Source organism: Mesorhizobium sp. CO1-1-7 (genome assembly GCF_020164885.1).
GTDB classification, from domain to species: Bacteria; Pseudomonadota; Alphaproteobacteria; order Rhizobiales; family Rhizobiaceae; genus Mesorhizobium; species Mesorhizobium australicum.
The window spans coordinates 185,486-197,965 of sequence record NZ_JAIUHA010000011.1 but is presented as its reverse complement, the minus strand read 5'-3'; the positions used below and the strand labels follow the sequence as shown (position 1 = coordinate 197,965).

10 protein-coding genes are annotated in these 12,480 nt (G+C 59.1%); 4 read left to right on the top strand and 6 right to left on the bottom strand.

Annotated elements, in window-relative coordinates:
- Window positions 1-88: 88 nt before the first annotated feature.
- The 3 genes from LB516_RS24255 to LB516_RS24245 all read right to left on the bottom strand — a co-directional run bounded on the left by LB516_RS24255 (window position 89) and on the right by LB516_RS24245 (window position 3,943).
- Window positions 89-1,099: a glycosyltransferase family A protein gene (locus LB516_RS24255; RefSeq protein ID WP_140663950.1), complete on the bottom strand. Its 1,011-nt coding sequence runs from the start codon at window positions 1,097-1,099 to the stop codon at window positions 89-91.
- Window positions 1,100-1,218: 119 nt separating this feature from the next.
- The gene (locus LB516_RS24250; protein WP_140663947.1) at window positions 1,219-2,523 is read right to left on the bottom strand and encodes an acyltransferase family protein; all 1,305 of its coding nucleotides are present in this window, start codon (window positions 2,521-2,523) and stop codon (window positions 1,219-1,221) included.
- A gap of 88 nt (window positions 2,524-2,611) precedes the next feature.
- Window positions 2,612-3,943, bottom strand: a complete 1,332-nt coding sequence (locus LB516_RS24245; protein WP_140663944.1) for a glycosyltransferase family 4 protein — start codon at window positions 3,941-3,943, stop codon at window positions 2,612-2,614.
- Between the two features lie 191 nt (window positions 3,944-4,134).
- On the opposite strand from LB516_RS24245, the gene LB516_RS24240 reads away from it, so the two are divergent.
- A complete protein-coding gene (locus LB516_RS24240; RefSeq protein ID WP_140722011.1) occupies window positions 4,135-5,265 on the top strand; it encodes a glycosyltransferase family 4 protein in 1,131 nt (376 codons plus the stop codon).
- On the opposite strand, the gene LB516_RS24235 is transcribed toward LB516_RS24240, so the two are convergent.
- Complete coding sequence (locus LB516_RS24235) at window positions 5,258-6,487, bottom strand: glycosyltransferase (protein WP_140722014.1); 1,230 nt, start codon at window positions 6,485-6,487, stop codon at window positions 5,258-5,260. The genes LB516_RS24240 and LB516_RS24235 overlap by 8 nt on opposite strands.
- 258 nt (window positions 6,488-6,745) lie before the next feature.
- Between LB516_RS24235 and LB516_RS24230 the strand changes: the two genes are divergently transcribed.
- From LB516_RS24230 to LB516_RS24220, 3 genes are all read left to right on the top strand, one after another.
- Window positions 6,746-7,618: a glycosyltransferase family 2 protein gene (locus LB516_RS24230; protein WP_140663935.1), complete on the top strand. Its 873-nt coding sequence runs from the start codon at window positions 6,746-6,748 to the stop codon at window positions 7,616-7,618.
- A gap of 14 nt (window positions 7,619-7,632) precedes the next feature.
- Window positions 7,633-8,943, top strand: coding sequence for a polysaccharide biosynthesis/export family protein (locus LB516_RS24225; protein ID WP_140722017.1), 1,311 nt, complete (start codon window positions 7,633-7,635; stop codon window positions 8,941-8,943).
- A 315-nt stretch (window positions 8,944-9,258) separates the two neighbouring features.
- Window positions 9,259-9,489: a hypothetical protein gene (locus LB516_RS24220; RefSeq protein WP_140663930.1), complete on the top strand. Its 231-nt coding sequence runs from the start codon at window positions 9,259-9,261 to the stop codon at window positions 9,487-9,489.
- A gap of 13 nt (window positions 9,490-9,502) precedes the next feature.
- Here LB516_RS24220 and LB516_RS24215 read toward each other — a convergent pair whose 3' ends face one another.
- Both LB516_RS24215 and LB516_RS24210 read right to left on the bottom strand, forming a co-directional pair.
- Entirely contained in the window at window positions 9,503-10,114 is a 612-nt protein-coding gene (locus tag LB516_RS24215) for a sugar transferase (protein WP_224720491.1), read from the bottom strand.
- Between the two features lie 344 nt (window positions 10,115-10,458).
- Entirely contained in the window at window positions 10,459-12,315 is a 1,857-nt protein-coding gene (locus tag LB516_RS24210) for a GumC family protein (RefSeq protein WP_140663924.1), read from the bottom strand.
- Between the last annotated feature and the right edge of the window lie 165 nt (window positions 12,316-12,480).

The window sequence follows — 12,480 nt, the reverse complement described above, 5'->3', positions numbered from 1 at the left end:
CCTACTGAAAGATTGTCGATCGCGCGATCAGTCGCGGCTTCAACAGCCCAGCAGCTCCTGTGGATGCGTTCGGTCAGCGGCCGCCGCCTTAAAGATTCTCCGAGCAGAACTTGGCTTCGTCAATCTCAGGGCCCGTTGAAAGACGCCAGCTTCGTTTCCAATTCGAATAGGGCAGCCATTCAACCAGCGATTTGGCCCAATCCGCGGCGTTCGGAGCGACCTGCCGCTCTTTCAGGCCCTTCAAGAGTTCCTGAGCCGCGTCCAGCCTTCCCATCAGTGTCCATTTTATGGCCAAGCGCATCATTCTGGCACGCATACATTCCTTTTTACTTCGGAAGGTCGCCTCGTCCCAACACTGAGCCCCGAAGGCACATAAAATGTCAAAACGCTCAAGTAAGGCTCTTAACTGGTTCGCACCGAGCTGCTGGCTGGTAAGCGAATTCGCGTGCCACCGTGTGTAGACGAGTGGCGCGTGCAGATAGGCGAGCTTGCCACGCAGGACACTGCGCACGACTGCAGAAAAATCAAAATGGATCGGGGCATCGTTGAAGAAAACCGCGCTTTGCGCGCTGCCAGGAAATCGAACGAATAGATGGTGATAGGGCAACCAATTAATGCTTTCGTCTAGCATCTTGGCCGCAATCTCAATGCCTCCAAAAATACCTTGCTTCAACGGCAAATTCGCGCGATGGACCCTGTCCATGAAGATGTCGTGGCAAAGAACGACTTCGATTTTTTCATCGCATTGAGCAATCTCCACGAAGCGCGAGATACAATCGCTATGCATCAGGTCGTCTGCGCATAGAACCTTCACGTAAAGGGCCTCGGTGGGAACCGCACAAAGCGCCTTAGTCCAGTTTTCTCGCAGCGGAAGGAGGCTGTCATTGCGAATGGTAATCAGTTCAACACGCTCCGACCGAAAGCGATCGATGATTTGCGGCGTGTTGTCCGAGCTGCAATTGTCAACGATAACGTGTATAATGTTATCATAACTTTGCCGCTGAACGGATCTCATCGTAGCCTCGAGATAGGCACCTCCGTTGTATACGGGCGTTACCACCGCGACGAGAGGTAGAGCTGGCGCCGAGCGGTGTCTCATAACGTTATCTTTTTCGTTTCGGACGTCGATATTGAATTGACCTACTCAAAAGCGAGAAGCCGACCTCAGCTTCTGTCGGTGGCTTTGTTTAAGATGAGGCGTTCAGCCCAGGATCTTGCTCATGGCAAACGGCTCCGATGCTCCGATCCGGGCTGCGCGCCACCTTGATGCCCTGTCGTCGATCTGGGCGCTGCCGATGACGGTGATATTCCCGGTGCGACGAACCAGTCGGACAGGTATCGAGTCATAGGCACTTCAACATAAAGATAAATGAAGACTGAAACGCAGGTTACGGCCATGGGGGTCACGAACAACAGCACCGTGGCCAGCCGTGCCGAATTTCCGCTTTCGACAACGAGCTTTTCGGAGATGAGATCCATGAACCAGTGTGTCAGATAGATCGCGTAGGTGCATTTGGCGAGAAAGTTCACAAATCTCGAGTCGTTGTAGATGCCAAGCTGCTCCAGAATAACAACCCCCAGCAATAGAAGCGACATCGGCACGCCGAGGGCGAGGACGCGGGGCAGCGCCGGCCAGAAGAACGGACGCAAGACTGCAGCCACAGCTCCGAAGGTGACTGCCGCCGCTGCGAGAACAACGACGCGGCGCCGCGGCATTTTGAAAAGGAACGGCCCAGAGCTGACAAGCGTGAAGATGAGGATGCCGAGGGCAAAATCGATCAGTATGGGATTGGTGTAGAATACGAAAATCGGGTTTTCAAATCTCGTTATTTTGCCAGCGCCTGCAAGGAGTACCGCAAAGGCGGCGGAATAGAAAACACCGTTTTTGGCGCTGGCAGTCTGAAAAGCCGCGATAATCAAGCTGAACTCGACGATGACCAGCAAGGTCCAGGTCGGATACAGGATCGGGTAGGGACCATAGGGGACGAAGGCAAGCGACATGAAGAGTGCTGACAAGGGCGTCGAATGGTTATTCATCGCGTAATTTTCGACAAGAAATGCGAGAACCGTGAAGCCCCAGTATAAAGGCACGATGCGAATGAGCCTTGCGCGCAAATAAGCACCTGCGGACGTGCCGTTGTTCCCGAGCACATGCGCGCTTAGAAAGCCGGCCAGAACCACGAACAGATCCGTTCCGAAACGGAAAATCTCCAAGACAGCCGGATGAATGTGGGCGGCGCCAACCACTGCGGGCATGTGGATGTAGGCGATGGCATAGGCGGATACGAGCCTCAAAAGCTGAGGATTGTGCCAGAACTTCCTTGCCTGAGCAGACCGGGCCGTGGCCGGAGAGTACTCAGCGTTGACCCTGGACGTTATCGATGCCAGGCCGACCGTGCCGAGTGTTAAGAAGACCATCGCCCTATCCAATGAAGCCGCTACGGTGGCCTGTTTGCCCTCGATCGGCTTCGATCTCAATTTACCGGAGGCGAGCGGACCTGAGAATTGACCCAAACGGCGCATTGCTAATCCATTTGAGGAATATTGGGTCAATCGTTTCTGTTAGGCCGTCGAGCGCGGATTGGCACCCGGCCAGACACGAAGCCTTCAATCAGCGCGGCTTTGCGGCCGGTTTCGAGAAATCGACAAGGTCGCTTCCTTCGGACGGTCTCCAGCCGCGGGACCGCTCCCCGAAATCGGCGTCAACCTGGACCATCAGTTCCAGGTATTTCCACGCGATCCACCGCCAGGAATAACTGCTTGCCCTGGCGTTGCCCTTGGTCACCAGCCAATCGCGCAAGGCTGGGGTGAGCACAAGCTGGCGGACCTTCTCGGCCCACGCATGGACATCGTCGGGATCGGCATAAAGAGCAGAGTCCCCACAGATTTCCGGGAGGCACGGCGAGCTCGATGCAATGACGGGACAGCCAGACGCCATCGCCTCGACCGCGGGGAGCCCGAAACCCTCGATGCGTGAGGGGAACAGGAAGCACAAAGCGCCCTCGAGCGCCTTCTTGAAGTCGTCATCGCCTATGCGGCCAAGCAAGACGATGTTGTCGGGCAGTTTCGCAACGTATCGCAGGATCGTGGCTTCGTCGACGTCGCCAGGCATCCACAGATCCAGACCCATGTCATCGAGGAGTGGGGCCAGCCGGGCGAGAAGCTCCAGGTTCTTGTATTCTTGGTCCCCCCGGCCAAGGCAAAGGACATATGGCCTACGCCGATCCACGGCCAGGGACGATTTCTTGGCATCCCATCTCCTGGCATGGTCGCTGCCGTTGTAGGTGACGACAATATTTTCCTCCGGTGCTATTCCGAATTTGATCAGATGACTTCGCGCCAGCTGCGAGACCGTCGTGATACGAGCAGCCCGCCTGCCGAGCGCTGGGAGGATGAGGCGGTGCGCCCACCGGAAGCCTCTCGCATAGCTCAACGGCATCAGCCTGGTGTGCATGTCGTGGATACAAGCGATTTGACGGCTAAGCATGACGGGAGCGAGATTGCAGAAACTCAGCAACCCGCCAGGCACATGCCAGGGCAACTGCGCCTGAACCCAAAATTGAGGAAGTCGTGGTCTGTTGAATTCCGGAATGATGCGGACGGCGATGGCCTTAAGGGGCAAGGGTTCGGTTAGCGGGCGTGGGATCACCAGATCCATGTCCAGGTCGCGACCAAGGGGATGACCTTCCGAAATGAGAGCATCGAGAGCCATGGTCACTTCGCGAGCATAACGGGCTACTCCATTACGGCGAAGCGTCGTGAAGTCTCCGTTTATCGTCCAGCGTCGCCTCGCCGCCCCCTGATCCCGTGACTTTCGCTCGGGTATACCAACCAGGTATTTGGCGTCTTCGACAAGGGTTCCCGCCAGCTGTGTGCCGCTGTCGTGGCCATTCAACCGCCTTGATGGCGGCGACTGCGTCGCATCGAATTCGGAATTACCCATAACCCTCTCCGGTCCGGCCGCACCTGTGGTCAGATTAGCATTCTCGGTCGCGCACGGCCCTCCAACGTTCGAGGTAGGTTCAACACCGCCCTCGCCCGGCCGGATGAGGCTCCGCGCCAACAGGTGACCGAATGGCCGTAGTGACTGCGCCCCTATGGCCGCTCCACAGTGAAAGTCTCGGGGGTAAGGGCATGCCACGACGTTGGACGATCAATGGGCGCTTTCTTTCCCAGGCGACAACGGGCGTGCAACGTTATGCCCATGAAGTCGTCCGTTCGCTGGACTCCTTGATTGAGGAGCGAGTACCACTTGCTAGCGATCTCCAGCTCCGCCTGCTCTGTCCACCCGGATCCGGGGACATCCCCCTCACGTCCATCGAACGCCGCGAGATCGGCGGCGCGCGCGGGCATGTTTGGGAGCAAGCGCGACTTCCCGTCGCTCTCGACGGCGGCGGTCTGCTCAGCCTCTGCAATACCGGGCCGCTGCTTGCCCACAAACATATCGTTTGTATTCATGACGCAAATGTCTGGAACGCGCCGCAGAGCTATTCCCTCGCCTTCAGAAGCCTTTACAGAACGCTGTTGCCTTGCCTCGGCAAGACTGCGTGGAGTATTTCGACTGTCTCCGATTTCTCGCTCGGTGAACTCATCCGCCAAGGCGTGATCCAGGCCCATCGGGCCCTCGTGGCCCCTAACGGCCATGAGCATGTCTTGCGTTGGAAGCCTGAGCACTCGGCGCCGACACGGTTGGCGGCCTCCCGGGACACCATAGTCATGATCGGAAGTGCCGCACCCCACAAGAATGTAGACCTCGTCCTGAACATGGCTGACCGGCTTGGAGCAGTCGGGCTCAGGATAGCCATCGTCGGAATGTCGGAATGCCGCGTTTACCGGTCAGGTTCTGCGCGCACGCAAGCGCGAAACATCCACTGGCTTGGCCGCGTTTCGGATGGCGAGTTGGCTGCTCTCCTTGCGGACTCGCTCTGCCTGGCCTTCCCGTCGCTTACCGAAGGCTTCGGCCTCCCTGCCCTCGAGGCGATGGCTGTCGGCTGCCCGGTGGTGGTTTCCGACCGCGCAAGCCTGCCTGAGGTCTGCGCGAGCGCGGCCCTATACGCTTCTCCCGACAATCCGGAGGCATGGTTCGACAGCTTCATGCGACTTCATCGTTCTCAGGCGTTGCGAACGGAGATGGTGGCGAAGGGAAGGGCAAGAGCCTCAGCATACAGCTGGAGGGCGACGACGTTGCTTTATCTCAAGGCCATGGCGGCCGCCGACGGCCTCGACGCACAAACCAAGGGCGCCAGGGTGCGCGAACTCATATGATGTCGTGAAGCGACTGGACTGCCCCGATCGATTCCAGAATCGCGCGATCGAAGTTCTCTTCGGAAAAGCGCGCTGCATTGGCGGTGCAGGCACTGGGGGTGATAGCGTGGCTGTTTTCTTCGAAGCGCACGACCGCCGCCTTGAGAGACTCGATAGTCTGCGCCTTGAACAGCACCCCCGTCGGCTCGGCCGATGACCCCAGGCGCCGCACGATGTCAACCGCGCCGCCGCGGCCGAAGGCAATCAGCGGGGTCCCGCAGGCTTGCGCCTCGGCCAAAGCGATGCCGAAGTCCTCGCAGCCCGCGAAGACCATGGCCTTTGCCCGCGCCAGCGTCTCTACATACTCCTGGCGGGGTAGAAAACCCGAAAACGAGATGTTGGGCCCAGCCAGCGATCGCAAGCTGGCGGATTGCTGGCCCTCGCCAACGACGACCAGCCGTCGCGACGGCATTTCGTTGAAGGCCCTGATGACCAGGTCGGTGCGCTTGTATGGGGCCAGGAAGGATGCCGAGACGTAGTAGTCATCCTTGTCCTCCACACACGGCAGTTCTCCTACGCAAACCGGCGGGAAGACGACACGCGCGTCGCGCCCGTAGATGTGCTGGATTCGGGAACGGACATAGTTCGAGTTCGCCAACATCAGGTCCGGACCATGCGCGGTCCTGGTATCCCACGTCCTCAGCCGGTGCAGCATGTATCGATAGAGAATTCCCTTGGGACCAAAGCCCAACCTTCCCTGCTGAAGATAGGAGAACTGCTCATCCCACGCATAGCGGACGGGGCTGTGCACGTAACATAAATGCGGTTGATCCGGCCTGGTGATGACGCCGCGCGAAAACGCGGCCGAAGAGGAGATCACCGCATCGTAGCCTGTCACGTCGAACTGCTCGATCAGGAAAGGGCAAAAGAAGAAAAGAGACCGGTAGAACTTCCGCACCATGGGAATCCGGTTGGCTGCCGACGTATGGAATTCCACATCCCGGAAATATTGCTCTTTGACGTCGGCCGGCAGAAAATCGAAAAGCGTGAAGACTTCGGCATTCGGAAACTGCTTGCAGATTTGCGCAAGAACCCGCTCCCCTCCCCGGAAGTTGGGGCACCAGTCGTGAACCACCGCTATTCTCGCGTATCTGTCGACACTTCCCGGCGCGGTCGGCGGTTTCTCGATTGGCACCGCGAATTTGGCGGCGATTGCCAGGTCGGAAGAACGTTCGTGGAGCATGGTTCCCCCCTTGCCGCAGCCAGCAATCGCACTGCCGGCAGTCTCCCTTTCATGCCATGGCTCTTGCAAGTCGTCCGATCGGTTACAGGACGCTGCGAGCGCGGGCCGGCCTAATCCTTTTGGTTGGAGCGAGTCGGCCCGCAATACGCCAAAAGCCTGTGCTCCGAGGTAACCTGGGGCTGTGCTTACCCTTTTATGCAGGCTGTCCAGGTGTGTTCGCCGTCCTAGGGTCGGCGGACAGCGAAACATGGACCTGGCATGAGACTGGCAGTGATTATCCCAACCCTAGGCCGCAGCGCGCAGGTTGCGCGCCTGCTCGGCTATTTGGGTAGCCAGAAAAGACTTCCCGATGAAGTCATAGTGTCCGCGCCCGACGCCACGCATGTTGAATTGCCGGCCAGTTGCCCCTTTCCTGTAAAATGTGTTTTCGGGCCGAGGGGGCTGACCGCACAGCGGAACACGGCTCTTGCGCCGTCGCTGGCGCGCTTCGACATCATCACATTCTTCGACGACGATTTCGTCCCATCGGCCGAATACCTGAAGCAGGTCGAAGAAGCCTTTATCACAAATGACGAGTGGGCGGTGGTGATGGGCAGGGTCATCAAGGACGGGGCCGCCAACGCTGGCCTCACCTGGGAAGATGCCGAAGCCGCGCTGCGGGCAGCAGAGGGCACCCGCAGTGCCGGACCTTCGGCAATCGACCATGTGGGTGCATACGGATGTAACATGTCGGTCCGTTCCTCGCTTGTGGGCGATTTGCGTTTCGACGAGCGCCTCGTCCTGTATGGATGGCAGGAGGACATCGACTTCACCAGCCAACTGAGATCCAAAGGCCGGGTGGTCTGCGTATCCTCGATCAGGGGAGTCCATCTGGGCATCAAGACAGGTCGCGTCAGCGGAGAGCGATTCGGCTACTCCCAGGTTGCTAATGCGATCTATCTGATCAGAAAGGGGTCCGTGCCGGCCTCTTTCGCGCTTCCCCTGATGCTCAGGAATATTGCAGCCAATCTGGCAAAGAGCCTGTGGCCCGAGCCGTATGTCGACCGTAGGGGCAGGCTCAGGGGTAACCTGCTCGCTATCCTGCACGTCGCGATTGGCCGAATCGAACCCGAGTACATCTTGAAAATCTGACGAAGGGGAAGACAATGCGCAAATGGGTTTTGACGATCGCGTCTGCCTCACTGGCCGCGACAGTCGCCGGCGCCTTGCCTTCCGCGGCTGCCGAGTATCTGCTCGGACCCCAAGATAAGGTCAGGCTCAAGGTTTATGAATGGCGCGCATCACGTGATGTGATTTTCGAATGGACGGCTCTCAACGACGCTTTCGTCGTCGGTGCCGACGGCACGCTCTTCCTTCCGTTTGTCGGCCAGATACGCGCGCAGGGCACCGCTCCCGGCGACCTCGCCCGGGCCATCGGCGATCGCCTGATGCGGAACATGGGGCTCGGCCGCCAGCCCGATGTCGCTGTAGAAATTGTGCAGTACAGACCTTTCTACATCGTCGGCAATGTCAAGCAACCCGGGGAGTTTCCTTATCGGCCCGGACTGACCGTGCTGCAGGCGGTGGGGATCGCGGGCGGCCTGCCCATACGCCAGGACGACATATCGCGGCTGGGGCGGGAAGTCATCTCAGGCCAGGGCGATGTGGGTTTACTGGCGCTGAACAATGTCAGCCTTCTTGCCCGCAAGGCGCGCCTCGAAGCCGAACTGGCCGGCAGCGAGGAGATCTCGTTTCCTGCGGAATTGAACGACAGGGCTTCCAACCAAACCGTTGCATCGACAATGGACCAGGAGCGCAAGATCTTTGCGATCGGCAAGGACGCGCTGACGACGCAACTGCGTTCACTCCATGAACTCCGGGACTTCCTGGAAAAGGAACTGGACTCGCTGGGACAGCAACTGACATTCCACGACAAACAGATCGAGCTTGTCCAGAAGGAGCTCGCGAGTGTTTCGACGCTTGTCGAGAAGGGACTGGCGGTTGCACCACGCGAGCTATCGCTTGAGGGGACGGTCGCGCAGATGCAAGGGGACAGGCTCGCTGCCGAGACCTCGCTGCTGCGCGTGAGGCAGGAGATCAGCAAGACCGACATCGAGATTCTCAACATCAGCAACCGGCACGCCAGCGAAGTCGCTGAAGGTTTGCGCGAAACCCAGCTGCAGCTCAACGAAGTGACCAGCAAGGCCGATACCGCGGTGCAGTTGCTGCACGAAACCGAGATTGCAGTCCCCGCCCTACTCGCTCTGAGGCAACGCTCCGAAAGTGCCAAGCCAATCTTCAAGATCGTCCGGACGACGGATAGCAGCACAGCCGAACTTCCCGCCGAGGAGACGACAGCATTAGAACCCGGCGACACAGTGAAGGTCGAGATCCCGGCGCCGGACGCAGGTCTGGCTAGCATACCTGCAGGCGGTAGCCTTCAGGCCGAGACGGTTCCGGTTCAGGGCATCAATTGATCAAGTCCGCGATCCGCCAGGGCAACTGACCAGTTGGCTGATCGGTCCCCCCGCATCAGATCCTGTGACGCTCTCGATCGCCTCCATATGATCGGCTTGGCTTGTGCCCTGAAACCACGGCGGCCGAAGCCATTCAGGAAGATCAGGAAGATGAAGCAAGACTCGGCACTCAAGCCGACCGTCTAGGCAATGCTCGCAGCACTTGCCTTGCTCTTTGAGGCCGCATATCAGTGAGCACCGTGGGCCCTCAGGCCCCGGACGGAACCTTGTGCCGCAGTGAGTCGATCCGTCCTGCCACTGGAGATGTCGGTGCTCATGACACTAATCGCCCTGGCGGCTGCGGGCGCTCTGATAGGCCTGCGGTTCAAGGTTTCCGCCCTTCTCGCAGCCACCGCCCTGCTTGCGATTGGAAGCTTGGCCTGGAACGGCTTTGGATTTCCGGGCCATGTGAGCGTCCTCAAATTCCTGATCCTGGCATTCGTGTTGGCAGGCGCGTACATCATAGGGGTGTTTCTGTCCGTCCGCTGGAAGCAAACCGCAGAGTGACGGGTCAGGGGGATTAGGAGGTCCTGTCGAAGCGCATCACCGCGAAGACGGTCCTGAACAGGATCACGATGTCGGACCAGACAGACCAGTTCCGAACATAGTGGCTGTCCAGCGCCACGCGCGTGGCGTAGTCCACGCTGCTTCTTCCGCTCACCTGCCAAAGACCGGTCAGTCCCGGCCTGGCGCGGAGATAGTCCGCTACGTGGTCGCCGTAAAGCTGGAGCTCTTCCTTCACGACCGGCCTTGGCCCCACGCAACTCATGTCGCCACGGACAATGTTGTAGAGCTGGGGGAGTTCATCGAGGCTTGACCTTCGCAGCATTCGCCCGAGGAACGTCACGCGCGGGTCGTTCCTGATCTTGTGGGTCTTCTCCCACTCCATTCTGATGTCGGGATTGGCTTCGAGGCAGGCTTTCAGAACGGCTTCCGAATTGGCGACCATCGAACGGAACTTATAGCAGTTGAACGGTCTTCCGCCGAGGCCGACCCGGCGGTGCGGGAACACCGCCGGGCCGCCTGTCGTGATCCTGATGAGCAGGGCAACAGCAACCATTACCGGCGCGGCCATGACAAGCGCCGTGACCGCTATGATCAAATCCAGGATTCGCTTCAGAAGACCTCCCACGGGAGGATTTGTAGAGCCTGCCCTGGTGGCGGGTGACAAGTCGATCAACAACACCCCGCCACTGTCGTGGTCGGGAGCCGAAACAACATGCAGGACCGCTCGGTTGTCGACTGCTACCGGAACGGATGGCGGGCCCCAACTCGAGGGTGCCAGATGTGACTGCTTCTCGAAGGCGTTTGTCATGACGATCATTGTTTCGAATTGTGTGACGCTGACAGTTTCCCAATCTGGAGGACGCTCGGCAAGAAAGGCAAAGGAGGTAGCACTACGCGCCCCACCCTAACCCTAATGCCAAGGGATGATCCCGAACGTCTTCCAGGCTTTCGACGACGCATCTGCCCTTCTCATGTCGTGCGCTGTTTGGATGTCATCGCCCGAGCGTTCGCCAAAAGGGCTCCAAGCACATGCGCCCTGCTGGCCTGCAACGCTCTGACAAGGTCCCGCAGCGTTTCGGAATGCGTCTTGCCCCATTCCGCAACGATGACGACACCGTCCAGAACGGATCCGACCATCAGTTCGTCGGCTCCCGAGGCCAGTGTCGGCAGGTCAACGATGACAACGTCGTAAGCGCCAAGTTCGTGATCGGCGAGACCAAAAGCTGTAACTTCCGAGAGGAACGCCTCCATGTTGCGTGGCGTCAACAAGTCGGTGCCCTCCACCACGGAACTGCGAAGCAGGTCGAACGATCGGCCTGGTGCGCGCACGATGCTGAGCCGGATCGGGTCCTGGCACAGTCTGTCATAGGCAACCGAGCGGCCGAGCAGCCGCATGGTGGTCACCGATCGCCGGACATCGGCGTCGATCACCAGCGTCTTTAGACCCGACATCGAGTAAAGCGTGGCGAGATTGCTGATGACGGAACTCTTGGGACTGCCGTTGGATACGGCGGTCAACCCGAGGAATTTGACCTGATGGTTGGTTTCCGCAAGGCTGATCTCGGCCCGTGCCTTCCTGAGGCACTGGCTGTATCGCGAGTAGGGACGTCTCTTGACCTCGTCAATGTGGCCGGATTCCATTCGCTTGCTCGTCAAAGGCAACTCTCCGAGGCACTCGATGCCGAGGTTCTCCCTGATGTGCCGCGGCGACCTGACGGTCCAATCGAGCGTGTGCCTCACAAACGAAATCCCGATGCCGACAATGAGCCCGGCAATCGCGGCGAAGGCAAGGACCAGTTTCGGCCTTGGAGCGCTCGGATAAAGCGGCGCTGTCGCGGCCGTGATCACCCTCGCGTCGGCCACGGGATACGATTGCTGGCTCACCGAGTTGGTGTAGGCCTGGAGGAAGCTTTCGTACATCTTCTGATAGGTTTCGGCGGTCACCTCGAGCTCTTCGAGCGTCGGCACGGCGTTGACGCCGTCCGTGGCATTGGCCTCTTCATTGTTGGCCTCGTTGCCGACGCTGTAGTCGTGCCGAGAACGGAACTCCTGAGCCTTCGCCATGGCCGCGTTCATTTGCGCACGAAGCTGCTGAAGACGCTTCTCAAGCCACGCGCCACCTTCCCGTGCCGCGTCGGCCTTGGTTTCGATCTGTTCATGCACGAAGGCATCGGCCGTGGCGTTGGCAATGTTGGATGCGCCCTCGGGATCAACGGAGGTGAAGGAAATGTCTATCGCGTAGGAAACACCGACCCTGCGGATATCGAGGCCGTCGCGGAAACTCGACATTGTGTGGCGGAATTTCTGATAGTCGCTCAGTGATGCGGCGGGTTCTGGCATGCCCAAGCCGAAATAATCCCACAGCGAGGTCAGCCTGGCGCTTTTTTGGGCTCCCAAAGCGTCAGCCAGGACCATTTTTATTTTTCTGAATGCCCCCGGCAAAATCGGCGCTTGTGGACGGTTAAACTTAGGGTCTTCGACGAGTTTCTGCTGCTCAATGACCATCGCGGCGATTTTTTCCGACTGCATCACTGCGATCTGGCTTTCCACCTGCGCGGTGTCCAATGACAGGTTTACTTCTCCGCCCTCCTGGAGATGTTGCGGCACTTTCGGCTCGATCAGGATCTGCGCACTGGCGGTAAACACCGGGTCGGTGGTCGAGTTGTAGAACCAGGCCACCAAGAGCGCGGCGCCAAGGCAGGCAATGATCGTTCTGAGGTAACGCCGCAAAAATCCGGTTATATCAGCGAGGCCGATAAACTCCTGGCTGATGGCACCCTGCTTGTTCGTTGTCGCAGGCCATTGATGAGGCAACATGCGGTCCATTCAACTTCTCCTGCAGGCGTGCGGGAAACTCCGGCGCACGCGCCATCCTGATGCAGGCGAAGCATGTTGTCCGGCCGATGTCTGGTGGAAAGCTGCGGCCCCGCGATCCCAGATTGCCCCAAAAGACTATCCCGGCGGTGCGGAAGGTAAACGCCGCCAATTGGC